Source organism: Ruegeria sp. AD6 (genome assembly GCF_056542325.1).
Genome location: NZ_JBQFZQ010000001.1, coordinates 528,724 through 553,137 on the forward strand (window position 1 = coordinate 528,724; position 24,414 = coordinate 553,137).

The 24,414-nt window shown below is 60.1% G+C and carries 22 protein-coding genes; 5 read left to right on the plus strand and 17 right to left on the minus strand.

The window, feature by feature from the left end:
- Nucleotides 1-2: 2 nt before the first annotated feature.
- The 8 genes from ACR0KJ_RS02525 to ACR0KJ_RS02560 form a co-directional block, all read right to left on the minus strand.
- Nucleotides 3-1,265, minus strand: coding sequence for a c-type cytochrome (locus ACR0KJ_RS02525; protein WP_480625904.1), 1,263 nt, complete (start codon nucleotides 1,263-1,265; stop codon nucleotides 3-5).
- The gene (locus tag ACR0KJ_RS02530; RefSeq protein ID WP_480625905.1) at nucleotides 1,266-2,474 is read right to left on the minus strand and encodes a formate dehydrogenase subunit gamma; all 1,209 of its coding nucleotides are present in this window, start codon (nucleotides 2,472-2,474) and stop codon (nucleotides 1,266-1,268) included.
- A 70-nt stretch (nucleotides 2,475-2,544) separates the two neighbouring features.
- A complete protein-coding gene (fdh3B, locus tag ACR0KJ_RS02535) occupies nucleotides 2,545-3,141 on the minus strand; it encodes a formate dehydrogenase FDH3 subunit beta (RefSeq protein ID WP_039530246.1) in 597 nt (198 codons plus the stop codon).
- A 17-nt stretch (nucleotides 3,142-3,158) separates the two neighbouring features.
- On the minus strand, nucleotides 3,159-6,053 hold the full coding sequence (locus ACR0KJ_RS02540) for a formate dehydrogenase subunit alpha (protein ID WP_480625906.1): 2,895 nt from the start codon (nucleotides 6,051-6,053) through the stop codon (nucleotides 3,159-3,161).
- 132 nt (nucleotides 6,054-6,185) lie between these two features.
- Nucleotides 6,186-6,374: a twin-arginine translocation signal domain-containing protein gene (locus ACR0KJ_RS02545; protein WP_170451315.1), complete on the minus strand. Its 189-nt coding sequence runs from the start codon at nucleotides 6,372-6,374 to the stop codon at nucleotides 6,186-6,188.
- A gap of 61 nt (nucleotides 6,375-6,435) precedes the next feature.
- Nucleotides 6,436-7,047, minus strand: coding sequence for a molecular chaperone TorD family protein (locus ACR0KJ_RS02550; protein ID WP_170451314.1), 612 nt, complete (start codon nucleotides 7,045-7,047; stop codon nucleotides 6,436-6,438).
- Between the two features lie 3 nt (nucleotides 7,048-7,050).
- Nucleotides 7,051-7,620, minus strand: a complete 570-nt coding sequence (locus ACR0KJ_RS02555) for a DUF3306 domain-containing protein (RefSeq protein ID WP_170518063.1) — start codon at nucleotides 7,618-7,620, stop codon at nucleotides 7,051-7,053.
- A complete protein-coding gene (locus ACR0KJ_RS02560; RefSeq protein ID WP_480625907.1) occupies nucleotides 7,617-8,171 on the minus strand; it encodes a DUF3305 domain-containing protein in 555 nt (184 codons plus the stop codon). The genes ACR0KJ_RS02555 and ACR0KJ_RS02560 overlap by 4 nt, the downstream gene beginning before the upstream one ends.
- A gap of 263 nt (nucleotides 8,172-8,434) precedes the next feature.
- On the opposite strand from ACR0KJ_RS02560, the gene ACR0KJ_RS02565 reads away from it, so the two are divergent.
- A complete protein-coding gene (locus ACR0KJ_RS02565) occupies nucleotides 8,435-10,390 on the plus strand; it encodes a 4Fe-4S binding protein (protein ID WP_480625908.1) in 1,956 nt (651 codons plus the stop codon).
- On the opposite strand, the gene ACR0KJ_RS02570 is transcribed toward ACR0KJ_RS02565, so the two are convergent.
- Nucleotides 10,384-11,112 carry a hypothetical protein gene (locus ACR0KJ_RS02570; RefSeq protein WP_170451310.1) on the minus strand — a complete coding sequence of 243 codons (729 nt, stop codon included), beginning with the start codon at nucleotides 11,110-11,112 and terminating at the stop codon, nucleotides 10,384-10,386. The genes ACR0KJ_RS02565 and ACR0KJ_RS02570 overlap by 7 nt on opposite strands.
- 105 nt (nucleotides 11,113-11,217) lie before the next feature.
- Between ACR0KJ_RS02570 and ACR0KJ_RS02575 the strand changes: the two genes are divergently transcribed.
- From ACR0KJ_RS02575 to ACR0KJ_RS02585, 3 genes are read left to right on the plus strand one after another with little or no spacing between them, the layout of a single operon-like run.
- Nucleotides 11,218-12,279: an Mrp/NBP35 family ATP-binding protein gene (locus tag ACR0KJ_RS02575; RefSeq protein WP_480625909.1), complete on the plus strand. Its 1,062-nt coding sequence runs from the start codon at nucleotides 11,218-11,220 to the stop codon at nucleotides 12,277-12,279.
- On the plus strand, nucleotides 12,276-12,971 hold the full coding sequence (locus ACR0KJ_RS02580) for a biotin/lipoate--protein ligase family protein (RefSeq protein ID WP_480625910.1): 696 nt from the start codon (nucleotides 12,276-12,278) through the stop codon (nucleotides 12,969-12,971). Before ACR0KJ_RS02575 ends, ACR0KJ_RS02580 begins: the two co-directional genes overlap by 4 nt.
- Complete coding sequence (locus ACR0KJ_RS02585; protein ID WP_480625911.1) at nucleotides 12,971-13,450, plus strand: DUF6505 family protein; 480 nt, start codon at nucleotides 12,971-12,973, stop codon at nucleotides 13,448-13,450. Before ACR0KJ_RS02580 ends, ACR0KJ_RS02585 begins: the two co-directional genes overlap by 1 nt.
- On the opposite strand, the gene ACR0KJ_RS02590 is transcribed toward ACR0KJ_RS02585, so the two are convergent.
- From ACR0KJ_RS02590 to acs, 8 genes are all read right to left on the minus strand, one after another.
- Nucleotides 13,447-13,947, minus strand: coding sequence for a flavin reductase family protein (locus tag ACR0KJ_RS02590; RefSeq protein WP_170451303.1), 501 nt, complete (start codon nucleotides 13,945-13,947; stop codon nucleotides 13,447-13,449). The genes ACR0KJ_RS02585 and ACR0KJ_RS02590 overlap by 4 nt on opposite strands.
- A gap of 88 nt (nucleotides 13,948-14,035) precedes the next feature.
- Nucleotides 14,036-15,448, minus strand: a complete 1,413-nt coding sequence (locus ACR0KJ_RS02595) for a 3'-5' exonuclease (RefSeq protein ID WP_480625912.1) — start codon at nucleotides 15,446-15,448, stop codon at nucleotides 14,036-14,038.
- 2 nt (nucleotides 15,449-15,450) lie between these two features.
- Complete coding sequence (locus ACR0KJ_RS02600) at nucleotides 15,451-15,969, minus strand: hypothetical protein (RefSeq protein ID WP_480625913.1); 519 nt, start codon at nucleotides 15,967-15,969, stop codon at nucleotides 15,451-15,453.
- 93 nt (nucleotides 15,970-16,062) lie between these two features.
- A complete protein-coding gene (locus tag ACR0KJ_RS02605; RefSeq protein ID WP_480625914.1) occupies nucleotides 16,063-17,886 on the minus strand; it encodes a DUF294 nucleotidyltransferase-like domain-containing protein in 1,824 nt (607 codons plus the stop codon).
- Nucleotides 17,887-17,995: 109 nt separating this feature from the next.
- Nucleotides 17,996-19,780 carry a sodium:solute symporter family protein gene (locus ACR0KJ_RS02610; protein ID WP_170451296.1) on the minus strand — a complete coding sequence of 595 codons (1,785 nt, stop codon included), beginning with the start codon at nucleotides 19,778-19,780 and terminating at the stop codon, nucleotides 17,996-17,998.
- A gap of 15 nt (nucleotides 19,781-19,795) precedes the next feature.
- Nucleotides 19,796-20,080, minus strand: a complete 285-nt coding sequence (locus ACR0KJ_RS02615) for a DUF4212 domain-containing protein (RefSeq protein ID WP_170451294.1) — start codon at nucleotides 20,078-20,080, stop codon at nucleotides 19,796-19,798.
- Nucleotides 20,081-20,261: 181 nt separating this feature from the next.
- Nucleotides 20,262-20,945 carry an adenylate kinase gene (locus ACR0KJ_RS02620; protein ID WP_170451292.1) on the minus strand — a complete coding sequence of 228 codons (684 nt, stop codon included), beginning with the start codon at nucleotides 20,943-20,945 and terminating at the stop codon, nucleotides 20,262-20,264.
- A 7-nt stretch (nucleotides 20,946-20,952) separates the two neighbouring features.
- Nucleotides 20,953-22,917, minus strand: coding sequence for an acetate--CoA ligase (acs, locus tag ACR0KJ_RS02625; RefSeq protein ID WP_170451290.1), 1,965 nt, complete (start codon nucleotides 22,915-22,917; stop codon nucleotides 20,953-20,955).
- A gap of 428 nt (nucleotides 22,918-23,345) precedes the next feature.
- Between acs and ACR0KJ_RS02630 the strand changes: the two genes are divergently transcribed.
- Nucleotides 23,346-24,362 carry a C4-dicarboxylate TRAP transporter substrate-binding protein gene (locus ACR0KJ_RS02630; RefSeq protein ID WP_170451286.1) on the plus strand — a complete coding sequence of 339 codons (1,017 nt, stop codon included), beginning with the start codon at nucleotides 23,346-23,348 and terminating at the stop codon, nucleotides 24,360-24,362.
- Nucleotides 24,363-24,414: the final 52 nt, after the last annotated feature.

The window sequence follows — 24,414 nt, forward strand, 5'->3', positions numbered from 1 at the left end:
GTTCAGTCCTGGTCAACCGTTGCGCGGCGCAGAAAGGCGATCAAATCGTCCCGGTCCTGCGCTTGGGTGATCCGCTGCATCGGCATCTTTGACCCTGGAATGTAGTGATCCGGCCCTTCGTCGAAAAGGGCATTTATCGTCTCATCATTCCAAATGATATCAGAGTCTTGCAAGGTTTCCGAGTAGAAATAGCCCGGCAAGGTTCCGGCCGGGCGACCGAACAGTCCATACAGCGTCGGACCGGCGCGTCGTTGCCCATCAGGTGTGAGGCTGTGGCAGATCGAGCATTTGCGGGCGAATTGGCGTTCGCCATTGCTCATTTCGTCTGGGTTTTTCAGAAAGCTTGGCTCGACAGCGGCCATTTGGTCCTGATCGCCTAGGGCTGATACCGGCCAGCTATACATGGCGTCGTCGATGCCGCCCGCGTGGATGTTCTGCCCGTCGGCGGAAAAGGCCAGCGCCCAGACCGGCCCGCGCAGGGTGGCGCGGAAATCCTGCGCGATGCGCCATTCGGTCGTGTCGATCACCATGATGTAGCCTTCGCCATCACCAACCGCCAGCAGGCTGCGGTCGGGGCTGAGGGCAAGGGCAAGGATCGGGCGGCGGTCGAGGGTGAAGTCTCGTTCTTCCCGCGTGGACAGGTCCAGAATGCGCGTGACGCCGTCAACCGCGCCATAGGCGATCCAGTTATCCTGCGTGTTCAGGATCAATTCGTTGATGCCAAAGCCATGCTCGACCAACCGATCTGTTTCCTGACCGCTGGCAACATCCCAAAGTCGCAGAGCGCCATCGACCCCCGCTGAATAAAGATGCGCGCCATCCGGCGAAAAGGCCACTGCGTTTACACCGCTGCCGGTTGGTCCAAGCAAAACAGGGTCTGACCCGTCGACCGGCCAAAGCCCGATGGTGCCATCCCAACTGGCCGTGGCAACATGGGTTTTTGAGGCAGCAAGCCCGACGATCTTGCCTTTGTGCTGGCCGACAATCTCACCGCCGGGCCAGCGACGCAGGGTGAAATCGTCCCCGGCGGAATAGATCGCGGTTCCGTTGAACACGACGCTGTTGACGGCGGCTTCGTGGCCTTCAAGCCATTCGGGGGATTTGTCCGACCATAGACCCACGGAATTGTCGAAACTGGCCGTCGCAATGCGCCCGTCCGGCGCGGTGGCGATCCCCATGATCGGACCGCCATGACCTTTGAGCGTGAAGAATTCGGACCAGGCGGGCAGGGGGACCAGCACCAGGGCCAGGATCAGCCCGCGCATCTATTCTGCGGGTGAAGCCGCTGCTTTACCGGCCTCTTTATCCTGCACCTCTTCCAGCCACAGCGAGTGGTGCTCGCGCGCCCATTGCTCTTCGACTTCACCGGTGCCCATGGCGTCGAATGCGCCCTCCATCCCGACCGAGCCGAGGTAGATGTGGGCGATGATGATGGCAATGAAGACATAGGCCACCATAACGTGCCAGACCTGCGCATACTGCATCTCTTCCTGCGGTGCCATTTGTGTCGGCAGGTTCAGGCCTAATGCTTGCGGAATGCCGGTGGCGTTTGCGACCGAGAAAGTCTTGGCAAACATCGGCAATTCAAACGGGAACAGCAGCGACAGGCCCGACAGGCTGATCGAGACGCCCAGCAGGATGCAGGCCCAGAAGATGATCTTTTGCCCGGCGTTGAACTTTTTGGCGGGCGGGTGAGAGCCCTTGGTGAACAGCCCCCCTCCGGCGGCCAGCCATTTCAGGTCTGTGCGGTTTGGTATGTTGTGGGCGATCCAGTTCACGGTGACGATGATGAGCCCCAGCATAAAGGCCCAGGCCAGGTTGTTGTGCAGCCATTTGCAGCCCTGGGCGATGGTCGCGAAGCCTTCCTTGCCGAAGATCGGGATCAGGAAGTCGCGCCCATAAAGCGTCAGCAGGCCAGTAAGGCCAAGGATCAGGAAGGACCCGGCAAACAGCCAATGCCCGAAGCGTTCAAAACTGGTAAAGCGCAGGACAGTCCGGCCGGTTTTCTCGCCATCGATGCGGATTTTTCCGCGGATCAGGAAGAACAAGACGATGATCGCAAGCATTCCTGCGATGATATAGCCGCCGTATTCGCGTAACGGTCCGGTGCGGAATTCCCACCACCACATGCCGCCGTCCTGTATCAGAACACTGTCGGCAGGCCCACGGGATGAGACGGTGACGTCTGCCGAACCAAAGCGTAACGCACGGTAGACATCGCTGTCCGATGACACGCCGCTTGGGCCAAACTGGCCCAGCAGACCCTCAACATTGCCCTGGCCGGTGTTTTCCGAACGATAGGCGTTATCCACCTGTTCGCCGCGCTGTCGGGCCAGAATATCCTCGAGCGTCGTCGCGCCGCCGGTCGAACTGCGCTCGGTCGTGGGGGCAGGTGCTTCGGTCTCGTCGGATTGCGCAAGTGCGGCCTGCGCCAGTCCAATCGTAAGCAATAATGCGAAGAATAAGCGGAACATCTGAACCTCGGTCAAAATTCCAAAGCAGGCGACCCGCGCGGGCGGGACACCTGAGTTTGATGCAGACGGTTTATCCGTCTTTCTGGTCGTAGGCCGTGCCCCAACCCCACGCGCCCGAACCAAACCCGCGCGCGACGACGCGCTCGCGGTAGATGGCCGAGACCACGTCGCCGTCACCGGCAAGCAGGGCCTTGGTGGAACACATTTCGGCGCAGATGGGCAGTTTGCCCTCGGCGATCCGGTTGCGACCGTATTTGGCGAACTCTGCGGTCGAGTGCGTTTCCTCGGGACCGCCGGCACAGAAGGTACATTTGTCCATCTTGCCGCGCGATCCGAAGTTGCCCGCCTGTGGGTATTGCGGCGCGCCGAACGGGCACGCGTAGAAGCAATAACCACAGCCAATGCACAGGTCCTTGGAGTGCAGGACAACCCCTTCTTCGTTCTGATAGAAGCAGTCGACCGGGCACACCGCCATGCAGGGCGCATCCGAACAATGCATACAGGCCACCGAGATCGAGCGTTCGCCCGGGTCACCGTCATTGATCGTCACCACCCTGCGGCGGTTCACGCCCCACGGCACCTCGTGTTCGTTCTTACACGCGGTGACGCAGGCATTGCACTCGATGCAGCGTTCGGCGTCGCAGAGAAATTTTGCTCTTGCTGCCATTTTTCTCTTCTCCTCCCTTACGCTGACCAGATTTTGCAGAGAGTCGCTTTGGTCTCCTGCATCTGGGTCACTGAATCGTAGCCATAGGTCTGGGCGGTGTTGGTACTTTCACCCAGCACATATGGGTCTGCACCTGCGGGGTATTTGTGCCGCTGGTCCTCGCCCTGGAAATGGCCACCAAAGTGGAACGGCATGAAGGCCACACCGGCACCGACCCTGTTGGTCAGCATCGCCATCACCTTGACCTTGCCACCCTCAGGACCTTCGACCCAGACCTGTGATCCGTCACGAATGCCCAGGTTGTTGGCATCGCGGGGATTGATCTCGACGAACATGTCCTGCTGAAGCTCGGCCAGCCACGGGTTCGACCGTGTCTCATCACCGCCGCCTTCATATTCGACCAGACGACCTGACGTTAGGATTATCGGGTAATCCTTTGAAAAGTCGTTCTTTTGGATCGAAGCATAAAGGGTGGGCAGGCGATACGCGTGCCGGTCTTCGTAGGTCGGATAATCCTCCACCAGATCGCGCCGGTTGGTATAGAGCGGTTCGCGATGCAGCGGGATCGGATCCGGGAAGGTCCAGACAACCGCGCGGGCTTTGGCGTTCCCGAAGGGCGCACAGCCATGCTCGATCGCAACCCGCTGGATGCCGCCGGACAGGTCGGTTTTCCAGTTGGTCTCTGGTCCCGCAACGGCGTCGATGGCTGCGCGTTCCTCAGCCGTCAGATCGCCGTCCCAGCCGAGGTCCATCAGCATCTGCATCGTGAATTCGGGATAACCATCCTGAATTTCCGATCCAACGCTATAGACCCCTTCGGCCAGCAGGTTGTCACCATCGCGTTCCACCCCGAAACGAGCGCGGAAGGTCAGGCCACCTTCGGCCACCGGCTTGGACATATCATAGAGGTTCGGTGTCCCCGTATGACCCATCTCGGCCGTGCCCCAGCAGGGCCATGGCAGTCCGTAATACTCGCCGTCGTTTGGTCCACCAATGGCTTGCAGCGTGGTTCTGTCGAACGTGTGCTGGTTGGCCATGTGGCTTTTCAGACGTTCCGGCGACTGACCAGTATAGCCGATGGTCCAGAGGCCCGCGTTGAACTCACGCGTGATGCTTTCAACGTTGGGGGTCTCGGCATCCTCCATCTCGATATTGCGGAACAGACGATCCGCCCAGCCGAACTTGTTGGCGAACTTGGCCATGATGACCTCGTCCGGCAGGCTTTCGAACAGCGGATCGACCACCTTATCGCGCCATTGCAGCGAGCGGTTCGAGGCCGTGACAGAACCACGGGTTTCGAACTGCGTACAGGCGGGCAGCAGGTAGACGCCATCGGTGCGGTCATGCAGAACGGCAGAAACGGTGGGATACGGGTCGATCACGACCAGCATGTCCAGCTTCTCCATCGCCGTTTTCATTTCCGTCATCCGGGTCTGCGAGTTGGGCGCGTGGCCCCAAAGAACCATGGCGCGGACGTTGTTGTCCTGATCCATGTTGGCCGGGTCTTCCAGAACACCGTCGATCCAACGAGAGACCGGGATGCCGCGCTCATTCATCAGCGGCTTGTCCTTGCCTTCCTTGTCCTTGATCGTGGCGAACTGACCTTTAAGCCAATCCAGATCCTCACCCCAGACGCGGCTCCAATGGCCCCATGCCCCTGCGGACAGGCCGTAATAGCCGGGCAGAGTGTGGGACAGAACACCAAGGTCCGTTGCGCCCTGCACGTTGTCATGGCCGCGGAAGATGTTGGTGCCACCACCCGAGGTGCCCATGTTGCCAAGCGCAAGCTGCAGCACGCAATAGGCGCGGGTGTTGTTGTTGCCGTTGGTGTGCTGGGTTCCACCCATACACCAGATCACGGTGCCGGGGCGGTTGTTAACCATGGTCCGGGCAACGCGTTTCAGCTGCGAGCCGGGAACGCCGGTCACACGCTCGGTCTCTTCCGGGTTCCAGTTGGCAACTTCGGTGCGGATCTGGTCCATACCCCAGACACGGGTACGGATGAACTCTTTGTCCTCCCAACCGTTATCGAAGATGTGCCACAGGATACCCCAGATCAGCGCAACGTCTGTGCCGGGACGGAACCGCACATATTCATCCGCATGCGCTGCGGTGCGCGTGAATCGCGGGTCGCAGACGATCAGCGGGGCATTATTCTGCTCTTTCGCGCGCAGAACATGCAGCAGCGAGACGGGATGCGCCTCGGCCGGGTTGCCGCCGATGATGAAGATGGCCCGAGAGTTATGGATGTCGTTATACGAATTGGTCATGGCGCCGTAGCCCCATGTATTCGCAACACCCGCAACGGTAGTTGAGTGGCAGATACGGGCCTGATGGTCCACGTTGTTCGTGCCCCAGTAGGCGGCGAACTTGCGGAACAGATAGGCCTGTTCGTTATTGTGCTTGGCCGAGCCCAGCCAGTACACGCTGTCCGGTCCGGATTCTTCGCGGATGCTCATCATGCCGTCGCCGATCTCGTTGATCGCCTGTTCCCAGCTGATGCGTTTCCACTCGCCGCCTTCCTTTTTCATCGGATATTTCAGGCGGCGTTCGCCATGGGCGTGCTCGCGGACCGAGGCCCCCTTGGCGCAATGCGCACCCAGGTTGAACGGGCTGTCCCAGCCGGGTTCCTGCCCGACCCAGACACCGTTCTGAACTTCGGCGACGACCGTACAGCCGACCGAACAGTGGGTGCATACGGATTTGATGTTTTCGACAGCTGTGTTTGCCGCTGTCTGGGCGCTGGCTGGCGTCACGGTTCCACCCGTGGCGCTGATCGCGGCAAGGCCGCCGATCGTCAGGCCCGAGCCACGCAGGAATGCGCGGCGATCGACGGTTTTCTCGCCGACCTGGGACAGGATACTTGTCCGCTGGGGGCGTCTCGCAACCCCGTTGGTCTTTTTCCTTAACATTGGTTTCCTCCCTTGCTGGCCATGTAAGCCATGGCTGGCTTGGTGCTGGTGATGCCGACGTCAGGGCCAATCGCAACCGTCAGTCGGATGGTGAAAACGTCCGATCCTAGAACCGGGTGCTTTCATCGTCGCTCAAAAGCGCGTGCTTTCGAAATATGCGCGGGTGTGCGCGGTGTCCTGCATACGGGTCTCATCCGTTGGCAGCTCGGCTGCTTCGGCCTGACCGCTCAGGCTGGCGGCGGCGACGGCAGCAGGTGCTGCGGTTCCGGCCAGTTTGAGGAAGTTCCGGCGTGTGGTGCCTTCTTCCTTGGTCTTGCTCATGGGCTCCTCCTGTCCCAGTTGCGATCTAGCGCCAAACGGGGCGCTGGCGAGTGACAGCGCATCACGCTGTCGTCATTCGGAATGCCTCGCGTTCGATCTCCATGAACACCCGACCGGCTGTGCCGACCGAGGCATAGAGAACCGACGCTTCGGCGGCTTCCAAATCCGAATAGAAATGTGCGGCCCAAGGGCCGATATGTTTGTTCCAGAACGCTTTTTGGTCTTCCAGCGTGGCAGGCGCGCCAAAGCGGCCTACGATCATGCCCGCCATCATCTCCATCAGTGAGGCGATGTTGTCCTCGGGCTCGAACACATTCTGCGCCCGTGTGATCCCACGCGCGGCCATGTCGTTGCGAAGCTGCGCGAGGGGTTTTTCGTTCAGGAACCCGGTCAGGTAGAAACTTGCGTAAGGCAGCAATTCTCCACGACCCAGCCCAATGAACAGCGCGTTGAACTCACGCTCGGCGGCAGCGGGTTTGGTGACTTTTGCCACCCGCGCCATCGCCTGAATGGCCTGACCCAGATCGGTGTCGTCGCCGCTTAGGCCCGCCATCTGATCCAAAAGCAACTGATCGGGCGGGCCAGCCAGCAGCAGACCCAGAAAGTTGTAGAAATCCGCGCGAAGCCGATCTTCGGCTGAGATGTCTATGGTCTGCGCGTTATCTGCGGTCATGCGTTATCCTTCGAATTCAAATCTCATACGGCGCGGGGAAGGGGGCAGTTCAGCCTCTTCCGGCTCGTGGGCTGCGGCTACCGAAACGGGTTCAGGAGGGGCTTGATCCAAAGCCGGTTCCTGTTCGATCTCAGGTGGCTCAGCCAGGTCTTGGGGCGTTTCTTCCTCTGCCTCAGCAGCTAGTGCTTCAACATGCGCCAGCATGCCTTTGCCAACCTGATACGCTGTCTGGAGGTTCTCGATCACGCAGGCGGCGTCCGTGTAATCCTCGCCGTAATCGACCAGCCCATCCACATTGGCCAGCACCGGGTTCAGCCGCCACAACCGACGTAGCGCCCGACGACGCAGCCGGTCCGGCACCGCCTTGGCCATGAAGCCCGAGACATCGTCGCCCGCCTGCAACTGATCCGGGTCGGGCAGGTTGAACTCGGCCAAAATTTCTGCGTCGGCCTTTTCTTCCAGTTCGGTGTGCTGTGCTGCGATAGCCTGTTCTTCCGCCGCAATCACTTCGGCCTTGGCTTCGGCCTGAACGGCAGCTTTGCGGCGGGACCAGAAATCGCGGGCTTGGGTCATTGCACAACCCTCCGCGGGGCGCGGTAGACGTCCGAGTCCTGCCGGATCCGCGCATCGCCCTTGCCGTCCTCAATCAGATCGGTCCGTTTCTTGTCGCGACGGCGTTTGACGAAAACCTCATCGCGGTGGTGCTCAAGGGTAAAGTCCCGCATCCAGGCAATCAGGCCATCGGTCATCGGGATTTTTTCGACGATCTCTTCGCCGGTATCGGCGTAATCCTGACCTTCGAAGGGCGAGGCGGTGATCAGCACCGCATCCATCGGGCGTTTCCCGTCCAAAGCATCGCGCAGAACCAGATAGATCGAAGGCTGACCGTCAGACAGGTTGACCATGTAAGCCTCGGTCTCATCTGCCCACAAGGTCAGGGGCAGGGTGGCGGCGTGATATTCGACCGCTTCGCCTTCGCGCCGCAACTCCAGCCAATCGGCCGGGCCCGCTCCGGGCAGCGCCGCAATAGCGCGCCAGTTCCACTTGGCCCAGCGGGTCACACCGGGTGTTTTGCGCACAACGACGCCAACAGGCATTTCGATACGGCTTGCGGCCTTGGCCACTGGCTCCTCCCCGTAAGGCTCTCCCCTGCCTTACCTAGCGTCTACTATGGTACACATAGCGCTATCATGCCAAGTCTCAATCACGTGAAAACGGGCGTGATCACCTAGAATTTAACATGTGAAATTCCGACCGATTCAGTCGGAAAACAAGGGGATTTCCGATTTATCCAACAACTTGCCGCTGCTTGGGCGCAGGGGCTGGATTGCCAGCGGCAGGATACCATCTAATGTAGACAAGTAAGGAAGCTGTCCGGGGGAGGGACATGGCCACCAAACTGATCCTATGTGACTGCGAAGGGTCACAGCCCGTTGACGCCGACCGGATAGGCTCTGCCTGCGAAGTCGAATGTTCCAGAACCCACACAGCCCTGTGCACCCGCGAGCTTGGCGTGGTGGCCGAGTTCATGAAAGGCGATGATCCGGTTCTGATCGCCTGCGGGCAAGAGCAGGAGGTGTTCCGCGATCTGGCCGAGGATCTTGAGGTTGACATACCCGCCTTTGTAGACCTGAGGGACCGCGCCGGTTGGTCGGATCAGGCACGGGACGCTGCGCCCAAGATGGCCGCGTTGGCCGCCGAGGCGTTGGTGCCCTTGCCAATCACACCCAGCGTGGATGTGATCAGCGAAGGGACATGCTGCATCATTGGCCCCGCCGAGGCTGCGTTTGAATTGGCGGAACGTCTGTCCGGTACCTTGGCGGTCACGGTTTTGACGTCCGAGGACAGTGTTCCCTTCAGCCGCGCTTTTGATGTGGTGCGCGGGCAAGTGCGTTCGGTCACTGGTGCCTTGGGGGGATTCTCGCTGCAGATCGATCAGGTTCAGCAGGTCGAACCGGGTGGGCGCGGGGCCTTCACATGGTCAGATCCCCGCGATGGTGCGAAATCCGCATGCGATATCCTGATTGACCTGACCGGCGGCACGGCCTTGGTTCAGGCCCCGACCAAGCGCGAAGGGTATCTGCGCGCTGACCCGCGCGATCCGGTGGCGGTTGCCCGTCTGGCCTTTGACGCCGCGCAGTTGGTGGGGACCTTCGAAAAGCCGCTATATGTCCGGTTGGAGGAAACCCTGTGTGCTCATTCCCGCGCCGAACAGGTTGCGTGCACCAATTGCCTCGACATCTGCCCGACTGGCGCAATCACCCCGGCGGGTGAGCATGTTGCGATCGACCCGATGATCTGCGCGGGTTGCGGGGCTTGCGCCGCCCTGTGCCCCTCGACCGCGATTACCTATGAGGACCCGCCCGTGTCGGCGATCCTGTCCCGGATGCATGTTCTGGCCCGCACTTACCGCCGGGCCGGAGGTGCAGCGCCGCGCCTGCTGGTGCATGATGCCCACGGGGCCGAGATGATCCGTCTGGCCGCGCGCTTTGGCCGGGGTCTGCCCGCTAACGTGATCCCGATGGAGTTGAGCGTGATTTCAGGCTTTGGCCATGCAGAAATGCTGGCCGCCCTGGCCCATGGCTTTGCGCGGGTCGATATACTGCTTGCCCCCACAACCGAGCGGGACGCGCTGGACCAAGAGCTTGAACTGGCGAAAGCCATAGCCGGAGATGGCGCATTGGGACTAATTGATGAGGCTGACCCGGACACCGTGTCGGATCAGCTTTACGCGCAAGAGGTTCCGACACCGCTGGCCGATCCGGTTCTGCCCTTGGGCAACCGTCGGCAAATCACCCGGTTGGCTGCGCAGGCCCTGAACCCAGAAGCCGACGCGCCTTTGTCACTGCCGGAAGGTGCGCCATATGGGGCAGTTGCGGTGAACACCGACGCCTGCACCTTGTGTCTTAGCTGTGTGTCGCTTTGCCCATCGGGGGCATTGATCGACAACCCGGACAAACCGCAACTGAACTTCCAGCAGGACGCCTGCCTGCAATGCGGCCTTTGCCGGAATATCTGCCCGGAAGATGCAATTGCTTTGGTGCCGCAGCTTGACCTGAGCGATGCGGCCCTGTCCCAGCAGGTGTTGAACGAAGAAGAGCCGTTTGCCTGCGTGGAATGCGGCGCGTTGTTCGGGGTGAAATCAACGGTCGAGCGCATCATGGAGAAACTTTCAGGCACGCATCCGATGTTTGCCTCGTCCGAGCAGGCGCGGATGATCCAGATGTGTGACAATTGCCGGGTGAATGCGCAGTTCAAGATCCAGGACAATCCGTTCCAGTCCAATCCGAAACCTCGGGTGGTCACTACGGACGACTATTTCTCAAAACGGAAGGATCATTGATGCTGCAGCGGCGCGCCCAGATCCGCCGCATCGATGACCGAGACAAAGGCAAGGATGGCCTCAAGATCGTCCAGCGTCATTTCAACCGGATGAATGGGCGAGGGGCGCGACGGATCGAACGGCGGCGTCAATCCATCGATCTGCGTGAAAGCCGGGTGCGGGTTCAGCGCAAAGAAGGCCTGAAACCGTTCGGACCAGTCGGGCAGGGTGCGCAACACCGCAAAAGACGGGGTCGAGCCCAGACCGTTCATCCGGTTCTGAGGGCCGATCACATGGCACCTGCCGCAATGGGTCATCGACAGTTCCTCGCCCAATGCCGTGTCACCATCGGTGGTCGGGGTGTCGTCGGTAGTGACGACTTCGAAACTGGCGCTGAACGGCGCGCCTTGATCCGGTGCAAAACTCTCGACCGTGCGCTTGCCAATGTCCGACAGCAGCCAGTCACGGAACCGGGACTGGCGCGGGTCGTCCTGAATGCTCAGATGATAGATCACCGTATCGCGGGCAAAGACAGGATCGCCGCTGGGTTCAGCCGACAGCGTCATAACACCGTCTTCTGCGGCAATAACGCGTATCCCGGTCTTGAGTGAAAAGCGCGGAAGAATATGTTGCAAAAGGCCCGTGTCTGAAACCTCGGGCGGGGCGGCAAGGCCGATGGCCTCTTGCGACCCGGAAGGGGTGGCGGTGAGCGTCAGGCTGAGGCACAACAGGACAAAGCGCATGGCCAAACCTAACGGCCAATTGGCAAATGCGTCAAATGAACGAAGAAAGACGGAGACACATGCAATGAAAAGCAACCATGCGATGCAGGGTAAGGGGATGAAGGCATGAGTGTCCGTGACGCGGTTCTTGCAAACCTGAAAAAGATCACCGACCCGGTGTCCGGTCAGGATATCGTCAGCGCCGGTGTCGTGCGCGCGCTGAATGTCGAAGGTGACACCGTGCGGTTTGTGCTCGAGATCGATCCCAAGCAGGCCGAACGCATGGAACCTGTGCGCGCCGCTGCCGAACAGGCCGCGCAGATGGTGGACGGTGTCGCCAAGGTCTCGGCCATGTTGACCGCGCATTCCGACAAGGCCCCGCCGGATCTGAAGCCCAAGCCCAAACCCTCGCAAACCGGGCCGCAGGCGGTTCCGGGTGTGGATCGGATCATCGCCGTTGCCTCGGGCAAGGGTGGGGTGGGTAAGTCCACCGTCTCGGCCAACCTCGCCTGTGCCTTGGCCGCCGAGGGTCGGCGCGTGGGTCTGCTGGATGCGGATGTCTACGGCCCATCGCAGCCCCGGATGCTGGGTGTCTCGGGTCGGCCCGCCAGCCCGGATGGCAAGACGATCCTGCCGCTGCGCAACCATGGCGTCACCATGATGTCGATGGGTCTGATGACCAACGAAGGGCAGGCGGTTGTCTGGCGTGGCCCAATGCTGATGGGCGCGCTGCAACAGATGATGAGCCAGGTGCAATGGGGTGCGTTGGACGTGCTGATCGTCGATCTGCCACCCGGCACTGGCGACGTGCAACTGACGCTGAGCCAGAAGTTCCAGGTGGACGGCGCCATTGTCGTCTCGACCCCGCAAGATGTGGCCCTGATCGACGCCCGCAAGGGGATCGACATGTTCAATCAGCTCAAAACGCCCATCGTCGGTATGATCGAGAACATGTCGACCCATATCTGTTCCAATTGCGGGCATGAGGAACATATCTTTGGCCATGGTGGTGTCACCGCAGAGGCCGAGGCGCTGGGCGTCCCGCTGCTGGGTGAAATTCCGCTGCATCTGAACATCCGTCTGGCCGCTGACGGAGGTGCGCCCATCGTCGTCACCAAACCCGACAGCCCGCAGGCCGAAGCGTTCCGGAAGATCGCCCGCGACATGATTGCCAAGGGTAACGCATGACCGAACCGGTCTTCCCTCCGCTGCTGACGGGCCATCCTGCGCAGGGCGGGGAAGACCCGTTTGAGAAGGCGCCGGCCATGGCGGCACTGGGCTGTGATGCGGGGTCGGTGGTCTACAACATTCAGGCCGACCGCCTGCGCGTGGCCATCGTCTTCGCGCCTGAGGTGCCATTGCAGGATGCCATGGCGATGCTGCCGCTGTGCGCTGTGGGGTTCCAGAATGCGCTGGGCGCGCTGGCTCCGCCCGAAGTGGCCGTGCATCTTGGTTGGGACGGGCTGATCTGCGTGAATGGCGCGAAATGCGGACAGTTCCACGTCGCAGCCTCGACCACCGACCCGGATCAGATGCCCGACTGGCTGGTGATCGGATGGGAACTGGCGCTGCTGCAAACCAGCGATGCACCGGGGAACACCCCGGACATCACCGCGCTGTATGACGAAGGCTGCGCCGACGTATCTGCGACCCAACTGGTGGAAAGCTGGTCACGGCATATGCTGACATGGCTCAACCGCTGGCAAGAGGACGGCAACGCGCCGTTGCACGGCGAATGGCTGGGCCTTCTGCGTGGCGTCGGGGAACCGCTGGCCCATCGGGGCGTCTTTCTGGGCACGGATGAGCGGTTCGGTATGCTGATCCGGGACGGCGAAGACACCCACTTGCGCCCGCTGACAGAATTGTTGGAGACGACCTGATGAAACTCGCCCGCGCGATCCATTTCGATGAAAGCGACATGAATGTGTTTCATTCCCCAGCGCGGACCGGCGAATGGTGCATCTCGGGCGGGTTCGAATTCTCGAACTGGGGGCAGGGCGATCTTGAGGGGAAATCCCGGCAGGCCTTCGCCAATGGCTGGTTGGGGTTAGAGACCTTCGGGCGTGTGACATTTGTTGCGGTGACCCAGATCGAAGCGGCGGAAAAAGTTCAGATCATCCAAAACCTGGCCGAACATTTCGTGCAGCTCTACGGCGCGCCATCGGTCGAGGATGCGCTGGGTGTGGCGCAGGCAGAAATCGAGCATATGTCGGAACTGTGCGATGAGCACGCGCCGAACATCCTGCTGACCGTCGCGCGTGAGCTGACCGAAAGCGGTGTGCACGAGGCATTCCGCGTGATCACGCCGCAAGAAACCCAGCTAGAGGCGCTGGCGGTTCATGGGTCGCTGGACGATTAAACGTTGTCGACAAAGCCGCCGAACTGACCGCGCTTGAAGATCAGGCCCTTGCCGGTGCGGTACATCACCTGTTCCACCTGACCGACAAGGATCAGATGATCCCCGGCCTCGTGTTTGGCATGAAGCTGGCAGTCGAACCGGGCCAGACACTCGGCCAGTTGTGGGCGACCGGCCGCATCCAGTTCCCATTTGGCATGAGAGAAATCGGTGCCGTCGCGCGCGAATTTCAGCGCGGCGTCCTGCTGTTCTTGTGCCATGACGTGGATTGCATAGTGCTGGCACCCGTTGAAGGCGTTGAAACGGTATGAATCCTTGGCAAGACACCAAAGCACCAAAGGCGGATCCAGCGAGACCGAGGCAAAAGAGTTCACGGTGATCGCCCGCGGGCCGTTTTCCGTGTGCGTTGTTACGACCGTGACACCCGTTCCGAAACAGCCCAATGCCTCGCGGAAGGCGGTGCTTTGATCGGGGCTGGGGGTGAAAGTGTTTTCGGTCATTGCAGGCTCTTGGTTCCGGCGCGCCTGAGGTGCCACGCGCCATCTGGTTTGTCCATCAAAAGCTTAATGTCGCGCGCATATTTCCCGATCAGTTGAGGTCTTCCAGAAGACGCCCATGTTTGCGTGTCTCGGCAATAACCGCGCCAAACGTGGTCATCTGCCTTGCCTGCAACATCGGCAGCATCCTGACCAAGGCCTCGGCCGTTGCGACGGCGTCCCCAAGGGCGGTGTGGCGCAGCGCCTCGGGGATGGTGACGTCCAGCCGGTCACACACAGCGTCCAGCGTATGCGTTTCGCTGGCCCCAAACAGGACCGCCGACAGCAGAACGGTGTCCAGAATGGGGTGATCCCATTCGACATCCATGCGTTTCGCATGACGGCGCAAAAAGGCCATGTCGAACGGCGCGTTATGCGCCACGATCACGGCGTCGCGTGCGAATTGATGAAAAACCCGTCCGGCCTGCGCGATATCCGGCGCGCCCTGAACCATGTGGTCGCTGACCTTGTGCACTTTGGTCGAGGCTGCGGGGATCGGGATGCCCGGATCGACCAGCATGTCCAACTGCTCACCCTCGACGATGCGCCCTTTGATGACACGTACCGCGCCGATCTGAACGATTTCGTCCTTGTGCGGCAACAGGCCGGTGGTTTCGGTGTCGAAGACCACAAAGCACAGATCTGACAGGTCGCGCTGCTCGAACGCTTCCTCTGCAGCCGTGGTCAGCAGGTCGAAGTCATAAACCAGGGGGCGGGCGGCCTCGGGCGCAATACGCGCGGCGCTGTCGTCGAAGATCAGCATATAGCCCGGCGCATCGCCCAAAGGCTTCATACGAGCCTGATAGCTTTGATTGCCGTCAATGCTGATCAGGGTGCATTCGACATCCATGCCGGTCTTGGTCAATCGGGCATAAGCTTTTTCCAGCGGCTCGGGATTGAGGTATTCGAACAGGGACGCGTTGAGGCGTGGGTGTGCGATCTGCGCCAAAACCTCTGCCGCCTGCGCGTCATAAAGAACGATCTTGTGCGATGGGCTGGACAGCAGCATGGCCACCGGGATTTCGGTCAACAACGCGGTCAGGCGTTGCTTTTCCGCGGCCAGATTGGCGGTTTCGGCGGCGACTGCCTCGGCGATATTCAGGGTTTTGTCGGATAGCTGATCCGCCAAGCCCGCAGCGGCAGGGGCCAGATCACCCAGATATTTCGCCGCATCAACATCCATATCGGTGCTGACCCCGGCATGCGCGCGGGCCCGTAATTCAGCCGAGAGGCGCTCAATGGGCTTGGCGACGTTGTCGTCGAACAACAGCCAAACCCCCGCGATAAGCGCCAGCAACCCAAACCCGATCAACAGGCCCGAGAAGACAAAGGCATCCAACAATTCCGGCATGTCTGCGCGGGCATAGCTGACCCACAGCGCAACGGTGCTGACGACCACCCCGCCAGCGGCAAGAAGGCAGAAGAACAGAAAAATCCGGATCCGAAGGCTGAGGCGGGTCAGCATGGTTACACTCCGCAGGTTGCCTCGATAATCGGGTCGCCGGTCTCGGCTGTGATCCAGTCGGCGTTCAGCAACTGACCGTCATCGCCAAATTCGGCCCCATCCGCCAGGCTCGCACGGCGATATTCGGCGCAGTTCACGGCGACGGGCAGTTTGGAGACCGGCGACCACCGGCCGAAGAAATACAGATCGACCAGACGCTGATCTGGTAACTGATCGTTGGTCTTCACGGAAACCGTATCTATCGCGGCGAACCGATCTACAAAGGGCACCGCATAGGTCCAGGGACGATAAAACGCGCGGCTTTCGACCTCTTGGATCACCGCCAGACTGTCGGGCAGAGTGTCTCGGGTGCGATCATACCAGGAATACTCGCTGGCGATCGTCATCCCGATCATCCCCAAACCTGCCGCGACCGGAGTGGCCCAACGCGGCAACAGACCGCCCGTCAGTTTGTTCAGCACCATCACGATCCCGGCGAATGCAAAACCCGCGAATATTGTGCCGATCAATTCCAGAAACATGCGGTTCCTCCAGTTTTCGGGCGCGACACGCCCCTTCTTCTCGTTCCAAATACGGTCGCCGAAGGCGATCCCTTGTGCGACACAGGCGCAGGTTTAGCCTAGCATCCCCTTGCCGTGACCCACAGCCGATTGCATCGTCTTGATGACAACAAACGCGTCCCGCAAATGGCTGCGCTCAAAATCCGACAGGTCCGAGGGCGGCAGGTAATTATCCGGTTCCCGTCCAGCTTTCACAATCCGGACCTGATGTTCCAGCCGGGTTTCTGCGATCAGGTCATAGGCATCCAATAGGTCCCGCGCCCCAGACGGGCTGAGAACACCTGCCGCCTCGGCAGCTTTAAGGCGCGCGCGGGTGTTTGCCTCGGTCAATTGCCCTTGCAAGGTGTAAATCCGGGCCAGATCGACCACGGGCACGACGCCGTTATGCTTCAGATCCAATGTGTTGCGATGCTCGCCTGACCGGATCGTGGCAAACCCGCGCAGCAAGCCCAGCGGCGGAGTATGTTTGAGCGAGTTCGAGATCATATGCGCCACAAAGATCGAGTTCGAACTGGCCGCTTTCAGCGTGTTGGCGTGCAAATCGGCAAACAGCTCGAACGCGCCGCCGATGGGGCGCAGGTCAAACATGACCGAGGCCAGCATCTGCGCCTCGGGGTTGGGTTTGGCAATCCAGCCGCTGAAATACTCGCGCCAGACCCGCACAGGCTGGCACCAGCGCGGATTGGTCGCCATCATGTCGCCGGGGCAATAGAAATATCCGCAAACGTCCAGCCCGTCCGAGACGAACTGCGCAAGTGATTGAAAATATGGCATATCGGCGTCGGAGGCGCTGTCATCCAACATCAGGCAATTGTCCTGATCGGACACGCCTGTCTGTTCCTGCCGCCCTTGTGAACCGCAGGCCAGCCACAGATAAGGAACAGGCGGTGGGCCCAGTTTTTCCTCGGCCAGCGCCAACAGCCGTCTTGTGGCTGTGTCGGCAATATCGGTGATCAGCCGGGTCACGATCTCGTGCCGGTTACCCCCGGCCACAAGCTGCACCAGAAGCTGCGGGATCTCTGCCGTGACCTTGGCCATGTCCTCGGCGCTGTTGGCATTGGCGATGCGGCGCACCAGCTCCGCCGAACTGACGGCCTGATAGTGGGTCAGGTCGGTTTGCGTTACGATCCCGACCAGACGCCCCCCTTCGCAAATCGGGATATGGCCGATCCCACGCTCCATCATCACATGCAGCACATCCGATCCGATGTCCGAAGGCGAAAGCGTCGTGGGGTTCGGCGTCATGATCTGCGAGACCGGGGTATCCGCCGACATCGCGTCCGCCACGTATTTGCCCGAGATATCCCGCAGCGTGGCAATTCCCACCAAGCCATCGGCATCCGTCACGCAGAGGGATGAAATGCGCTTGTCACGCATGATGCGCGCTGCGTCTTGCACCGGCGTCGCAGGGGGGCAGGTGGCCGGGTTATGCGCCATCAGCGTGTCGATGGCACTGGTTGCCAGACTTTGCGGACCGGCCCGGTCGCCGCGTGACCGGTCAAAGAATTTCGATACGATTTCGTGCCCGTCGATCAGCTCGCGCACCAGATCAGGCGGCAGAACGATCAGCACAGATGGCGAATGCGCCCGCGCATTGGTGGCTGCCTTGCCGTCCTTCAGCAGCCCGCGTTCGCCAAAGGAATTACGCAGCCCAAGTTGCGAAACCACAGCGCCGTTTTCATCGGATATTTCGACCTGACCTTCGTAGATCAGAAATACGCCGGGCAGGGTATGGCCCAGATCATAGACTTCAGAGTCCTCGTCGACCTCCCACACTTCGATCTGCTGGGCGATATCCGCCAGCACCGAGTCGGGAAGCGCGTCATAGGGGTGTACGGATTTCAGAAACCGGGTGATCTGGTCGTGGGACAGGGGCATCAGATACCTCCGGATGGTCTGAGTAAAAATCCCGCCCGGTGGAATGCCGGGCGGGAACAGTAAGTCGAAAGACGCGGCACATAGAGGTTATCCATGCACCGCATCATGCTCATTTATTCTGAGCTGCGCCAGCACCACGGGGAATGCGAACGCTTTCGACCAGATCTTTGATCTCCTGCGGAGTCTCTTTGGTCATACCGGCAACGACGTAGGCAACGCCGAAGTTGATCATTGCACCAATGGCGCCGAACGAGGTCGACTTGATCGGACCCAGCAGCGGGTCAGCATCGGTGAACGAGTTGGTGCCCGGAATGAACAGCCAGCCCTTGTGCAGGAAGATGTAGACCAGGGTCACAACCAGACCAGCCATCATGCCAGCAACCGCGCCGGTGTTGTTGATGCGGGTCGAGAAGATCCCCATCATCAGCGCCGGGAAGATCGAGGCTGCCGCCAGACCAAAGGCCAAGGCCACGGTTTGCGCCGCAAAGCCCGGTGGGTTCAGACCCAGCCATGTTGCGACCACGATAGCCACGGCCATTGCGATCCGCGCCGCCAGAAGTTCACCCTTTTCAGAGATCGACGGGTTGATCGCACCTTTGACAAGGTCGTGGGACACCGCCGACGAGATCGCCAGCAACAGACCCGCAGCCGTGGACAGGGCAGCAGCCAGACCACCGGCAGCAACCAGACCCACAACCCAACCTGGCAGGTTGGCAATCTCCGGGTTCGCCAGAACCAGGATGTCGCGGTTGAACTTGGTCAGCTCGTTCCCAACCCAGCCTTTTTCTTCAGCGAGTGCCTGCATATCTGCATTGGCATCGTTGTAGTACTGGATCTTGCCGTCGCCGTTTTTGTCTTCCCAATCCAGCAGACCGGTTTTCTGCCATGTGGCCATCCAGTCATAGCGAGGATCGTTGTCGATTTCCTCGACCGACACGGCTCCGCCTTCGATGCCGCCATTGGGCCACATCATGTCACTGATGTTCAGACGCGCCATGGCACCAACCGCAGGGGCAGTCAGATACAGCAGAGCGATGAAGACCAGCGTCCAGCCAGCGGACCAACGTGCGTCAGACACTTTCGGCACGGTGAAGAAGCGCATGATCACGTGCGGCAGACCGGCGGTACCGATCATCAGCGACAGCGTGAACAGCACCATGTTCAGCGTGTTCGAATGGTGGGCCGTGTACTCGTTAAAGCCCAGCTCGGTCACGATCGCGTCCAGCTTGGTCAGCAGCGGCTCACCGCTTGCGGTATCGCCAAATAGACCCAGCGCCGGGATCGGTGTGCCTGTCAGCTGCAGCGAGATGAAGATGGCCGGGATGGTGTAGGCGGTGATCAGCACGCAGTACTGAGCGACCTGAGTGTAGGTCACGCCCTTCATCCCACCAAACACCGCGTAGGCAAACACAACTGCGGCACCGATCAGCAGGCCGGTGGTGTTGTCAACCTCGAGGAAGCGGCCAAAGGCCACGCCCACGCCGGTCATCTGACCGATCACGTAGGTCACCGACGCAACGATCAGACAGACAACCGCAACGACACGTGCGGTCTGGCTGTAGAAGCGGTCGCCGATGAATTCCGAGACGGTGTATTTGCCGAACTTACGCAGGTAGGGCGCAAGCAGCAGAGCCAGCAGCACGTAGCCGCCGGTCCAACCCATCAGGAAGGTCGAGTTGTCATAGCCGGTAAAGGCAATCAGGCCCGCCATCGAGATGAACGAGGCCGCAGACATCCAGTCTGCCGCTGTTGCCATACCGTTGGTGACCGGGTGAACGCCGCGACCGGCGGCGTAGAATTCCGATGTGGAACCCGCGCGGGCCCAGATCGCGATGCCGATGTATAGCGCAAAGGATGCGCCAACAAACAGCAGGTTGATGGTAAACTGATCCATTGTCCCCGCTCTCCCTTACTCTTCATCCACGCCGTATTCGGCGTCCAGCTTGTTCATGCGCCAGGCGTAGTTGAAGATCAGCACCAGAAAGACCAGGATCGAACCCTGCTGGGCGAACCAAAAGCCCAGATCGGTGCCGCCAACAGAAATGCCGGACAGCAGCGGACGCAGCAGAATGCCGAATCCAAACGACACCAGCGCCCAGATCGCGAGGCTGATGTAGATGAGGCGCAGGTTGGCCTGCCAATAGCCCTTATCGGCTTCGGCAGTCTGCGCGGAGTTTGTAGATTGATCCGCCATTGCGGGTTCCTCCTTCGCTTCCTCGTTGGGCGGCCCGTTGCCCAACTCCTCCAGTGCTGCGGGCCGCTTCTCGATGTTTCCAAACGCCCCGTGACGTCCGGCATAACTTCTCTGTTCCGCCAGGGCGGTTCATTGAAGTATTCTGTTGTAGGATCAAAGCCTTGCGGCCTTTCTCCTCCCCTTACTTCATCGCGTCGCTGACGATCACCTCCAGGTCGCGCGCGATGTCCTCAATCTGGCCCATGGCGTTTGTGCGTTTCAGCACGCCTTGGGTTTCGTAGTAGCTGATCAGCGGTGCGGTCTGCGCGTGATAGGCGGTCAGGCGCGAAGCCACCGTTTCCGCGTTGTCATCCGCGCGACGCTTGAACTCGGTGCCGCCGCAATTGTCGCAGGTGCCTTCAACGGCGGGCTGTTTGAACCGGTCGTGATAGCCTTCGCCACAGCCTGCGCAGGTGTAGCGGCCCGAAATGCGGATCACCATTTCGGCGTCTTCAACCTCAAGGCTGATTGCGGCGCTGATCTTCTGGTCGTTTTCCGCCAGCAAGGCATCCAGCGCCTCGGCCTGAACAGTTGTACGAGGGAAGCCGTCAAGGATGACACCCTTGGCGCAATCGGGTTCCGCCATACGGTCGCGCAGGATGGCGATGACGATCTCGTCACTGACCAGATCGCCAGCCTCCATTACTGCTTTTGCCGCATTACCTGCCTCGGTGCCTGCGGCCACAGCGGCGCGCAAAAGATCGCCCGTGCTGAGTTGAACGAGGCCGAATTTGTCCTCAAGCATCCGGGCTTGCGTACCCTTCCCGGCGCCCGGAGGCCCGAGAAGGATCAGAACAGCGGGGGATATGGTCGTGGCAGCGTCCATCACATCCTCACTTATTCGCACGGTTTTCGATCAGGTCTTCGACAACCGAAGGATCGGCGAGTGTCGACGTATCGCCCAGGCTGTCAAAGTCGTTCTCGGCAATCTTGCGCAGGATACGGCGCATGATTTTGCCTGAACGGGTCTTGGGCAAGCCCGGGGCCCACTGGATTACATCGGGCGAGGCAATCGGGCCGATCTCGGTCCGAACCCATGTGCGCAACTCTTTCAGCAGATCATCCGAAGGTTCGCGATCATTCATCAAAGTGACATAACAATAGATGCCTTGTCCTTTGATTTCATGGGGATAGCCCACAACGGCGGCCTCGGCCACAGCGGCATGCGCGACCAGAGCGCTTTCCACCTCGGCCGTGCCCATGCGGTGACCGGATACGTTGATCACGTCATCCACACGGCCGGTGATCCAGTAGTCGCCATCTTCGTCGCGACGGCAGCCGTCACCAGTGAAGTAATAGCCTTTGTAGTCCGAGAAATAGGTCTTCTCGAACCGCTCATGATCACCCCAGACGGTGCGCATCTGACCGGGCCAACTGTCTTTGATGCACAGAACGCCTTCGACGCCGTTGCCTTCGATCTCGACGCCGGATTGGGGGTCCAGAACCACGGGCTGAATGCCAAAGAACGGCTTCATCGCCGAACCGGGCTTCATCGCATGTGCGCCGGGCAGGGGGGTCATCAGGTGACCGCCGGTTTCGGTCTGCCACCATGTATCCACGATGGGGCATTTGCCCTTGCCGACAACGTCGTTGTACCAGTTCCAGGCTTCGGGGTTGATCGGCTCACCCACGGTACCCAGTGTGCGTAGATCGCTCAGGTCGCATTTCTCGACAAACTCGTTGCCCTGACCCATCAGGGCGCGGATTGCAGTCGGCGCGGTGTAGAACTGGTTGACCTTGTGCTTTTCGCAAACCTGCCAGAAGCGGCTGGCATCCGGATAGGTCGGCACACCTTCGAACATCAGTGTGGTCGCACCATTGGCCAGCGGGCCGTAGACGATATAGCTGTGGCCGGTCACCCAGCCGACATCCGCCGTACACCAATACACGTCGCCTTCGTGATAATCGAACGTGATCTCATGCGTCATGGCAGCGTAAACCAGATAGCCGCCGGTGGTGTGCACAACGCCTTTCGGTTGGCCGGTCGAGCCGGATGTATAGAGAATGAACAGAGGATCCTCGGCGCTCATCTCGGCGGGCGCGCAATAGTCGTCTGCCTCTAAGGCCATCTCATTGTAATCATAGTCGCGGCCATCGATCCAGGTGGTCTGACCACCGGTGCGTTTGACGACAAGACATTTCACCGTGTCTTTGCAATGCAGCAACGCCGCATCCGCGTTCGATTTCAGTGGCGTCTTGCGCCCGCCACGCGGTGCTTCGTCGGCGGTGATGACAACCTTGGCATCGCAGCCGTTGATCCGCGCCGCCAGCGCGTCCGGCGAGAAACCGGCGAACACGATGGAATGGATCGCACCAATGCGTGCGCAGGCCAGCATGGTATAGGCCGCCTCGGGGATCATCGGCAGGTAGATCACCACGCGATCGCCTTTGCGCACACCCAGTGATTCCAGAGTATTCGCCATCCGGCAGGTGCGGCGGTGCAACTCGGCATAGGTGATGTGCTGGGCAGGGTCGTTTGGATCATCCGGTTCCCAGATGATCGCTGTCTGATCTCCACGCGTCTCCAGATGACGGTCCAGACAATTGGCCGAGACGTTTAGCGTACCATCGGCATACCAGTTGATCTTGACCGAGCCAAAGCTGTAATCGACGTCTTTGACCTGAGAGAAAGGCTTGATCCAGTCAACGCGCTTGCCCTGTTCGGCCCAAAACGCGTCAGGGTCGCTGATCGAAGCTGCATACATCGCGTCATATTTCGCGGCATCGACATGCGCACGTGCGACGGTTTCTGCGGATGGCGGATAAGTCTTGGCATCTGCCTGGGCAGCGGTGGTCATTTTTGAGGCTCCTCCCTCTGGACTGGATTTCACTGGGTCATTTCTTTCCCCAAGATCGGGCAAAGTCGATCCCATTCCTCCCCGATCGCAGTATGGCCGGGTTCAGAAAATAATGAAATAAATTGCCGTAATCCTTGAATTTGTTTGTCAAAAAATTTCTTTCCGTTGGGTAAATTTGTAAACAAAATATAAATTTTTGATTAAATATAGTTAAAAAACAAAAGCTAAGTTGTAATGATACCAACGGCGCTGGCTTGCCCTCAGGCTTCCATGATGGGTGGGTGGATCCGCTGGATGCACCGATCAAGCGCCTCTCAAAGTGTCCGGCAAAACTTTGCCAATCTCTGTGCAGGGTTGGCATCGGCGAATGTTGGCGCTAGCTTTTTTCCAAGCGCCTCGGGAGGAGGTGCACATAAGGGAGAGATCACATGAAAAAGATGTTGAGCGGTGCTGCCGCCGCCGCAATAAGCATTGCCTTTGTCGCCGAGGCATCAGCGACCGAATGGAATGCCTCGGTCTGGGGCAAGCGCCGGGCCTTTACCGAACATGTCGAAAAACTGGCAGAGCTGGTGAATGAAAAGACCGGCGGGGATTTTACCATCAATGTCAGCTATGGCGGGTTGTCCAAGCCGCGTGAGAATCTGGACGGGATCGAGATCGGTGCCTTCGAGATGGCGCAGTTCTGCGCAGGTTATCACCGCGACAAGAACCGGGCGATTACCGTTCTGGAACTGCCATTTCTGGGGGTAAACAACCTGGCGGAAGAGGTTGCCGTCAGCCACGCGGTCTATGACCATCCCGCCGTGCAGGAAGAGATGGCGCAGTGGAACGCGCGCCTGCTCATGACCTCGCCCATGCCGCAATACAATCTGGTCGGCACCGGCGATCCGCGCGATCAACTGGCCGAGTTCGAAGGCATGCGCGTCCGTGCAACCGGTGGTCTGGGGCAAGCGTTTGAAGCGGTTGGAGGGGTCCCGACCTCGGTTCCGGCCACCGAAGCCTTCAACGCGATGGAATCCGGCGTGGTCGACACAGTGGCCTTTGCCCAGCATGCACATCTGTCCTTTGGCACGATCAATGAGGCCGACTGGTGGACCGCAAACCTGAACCCCGGCACGGTGAACTGCCCGGTTGTGGTCAATATCGACGCGTATGAGGCTTTGTCACCGGAACACCGCGAAGCGCTCGACAGCTCGATTGACGAGGCCATCGATCACTATCTGGCCAATTACGGCGGCTTGCTGGAACAGTGGGACAGCGTTCTGGAAGAAAAGGGCGTGACCAAGGTGATGATCGATGATGCAGTCATCGAAGAGTTCCGCACCAAGGCCGCTGATCCGATCCGTGAACAATGGATTGCCGACATGTCCGCGCAAGGTCTTCCCGCACAAGAGCTTTATGATCTGGTTCAGTCCACGTTGCAGCAACAGCGCGGCGGCAACTGATCGTATCTCCGGGCGCTCGGTCAGGGTGCCCGGACATCCCTGACATAAAGGA

Coding starts and splice junctions, on each gene's coding strand:
- ACR0KJ_RS02525 (WP_480625904.1), bottom strand. CDS start 1,265: ATGCGCGGGCTGATCCTGGCCCTGGTGCTGGTCCCCCTGCCCGCCTGG.
- ACR0KJ_RS02530 (WP_480625905.1), bottom strand. CDS start 2,474: ATGTTCCGCTTATTCTTCGCATTATTGCTTACGATTGGACTGGCGCAG.
- fdh3B (WP_039530246.1), bottom strand. CDS start 3,141: ATGGCAGCAAGAGCAAAATTTCTCTGCGACGCCGAACGCTGCATCGAG.
- ACR0KJ_RS02540 (WP_480625906.1), bottom strand. CDS start 6,053: ATGTTAAGGAAAAAGACCAACGGGGTTGCGAGACGCCCCCAGCGGACA.
- ACR0KJ_RS02545 (WP_170451315.1), bottom strand. CDS start 6,374: ATGAGCAAGACCAAGGAAGAAGGCACCACACGCCGGAACTTCCTCAAA.
- ACR0KJ_RS02550 (WP_170451314.1), bottom strand. CDS start 7,047: ATGACCGCAGATAACGCGCAGACCATAGACATCTCAGCCGAAGATCGG.
- ACR0KJ_RS02555 (WP_170518063.1), bottom strand. CDS start 7,620: ATGACCCAAGCCCGCGATTTCTGGTCCCGCCGCAAAGCTGCCGTTCAG.
- ACR0KJ_RS02565 (WP_480625908.1), top strand. CDS start 8,435: ATGGCCACCAAACTGATCCTATGTGACTGCGAAGGGTCACAGCCCGTT.
- ACR0KJ_RS02570 (WP_170451310.1), bottom strand. CDS start 11,112: ATGCGCTTTGTCCTGTTGTGCCTCAGCCTGACGCTCACCGCCACCCCT.
- ACR0KJ_RS02575 (WP_480625909.1), top strand. CDS start 11,218: ATGAGTGTCCGTGACGCGGTTCTTGCAAACCTGAAAAAGATCACCGAC.
- ACR0KJ_RS02580 (WP_480625910.1), top strand. CDS start 12,276: ATGACCGAACCGGTCTTCCCTCCGCTGCTGACGGGCCATCCTGCGCAG.
- ACR0KJ_RS02585 (WP_480625911.1), top strand. CDS start 12,971: ATGAAACTCGCCCGCGCGATCCATTTCGATGAAAGCGACATGAATGTG.
- ACR0KJ_RS02590 (WP_170451303.1), bottom strand. CDS start 13,947: ATGACCGAAAACACTTTCACCCCCAGCCCCGATCAAAGCACCGCCTTC.
- ACR0KJ_RS02595 (WP_480625912.1), bottom strand. CDS start 15,448: ATGCTGACCCGCCTCAGCCTTCGGATCCGGATTTTTCTGTTCTTCTGC.
- ACR0KJ_RS02600 (WP_480625913.1), bottom strand. CDS start 15,969: ATGTTTCTGGAATTGATCGGCACAATATTCGCGGGTTTTGCATTCGCC.
- ACR0KJ_RS02605 (WP_480625914.1), bottom strand. CDS start 17,886: ATGCCCCTGTCCCACGACCAGATCACCCGGTTTCTGAAATCCGTACAC.
- ACR0KJ_RS02610 (WP_170451296.1), bottom strand. CDS start 19,780: ATGGATCAGTTTACCATCAACCTGCTGTTTGTTGGCGCATCCTTTGCG.
- ACR0KJ_RS02615 (WP_170451294.1), bottom strand. CDS start 20,080: ATGGCGGATCAATCTACAAACTCCGCGCAGACTGCCGAAGCCGATAAG.
- ACR0KJ_RS02620 (WP_170451292.1), bottom strand. CDS start 20,945: ATGGACGCTGCCACGACCATATCCCCCGCTGTTCTGATCCTTCTCGGG.
- acs (WP_170451290.1), bottom strand. CDS start 22,917: ATGACCACCGCTGCCCAGGCAGATGCCAAGACTTATCCGCCATCCGCA.
- ACR0KJ_RS02630 (WP_170451286.1), top strand. CDS start 23,346: ATGAAAAAGATGTTGAGCGGTGCTGCCGCCGCCGCAATAAGCATTGCC.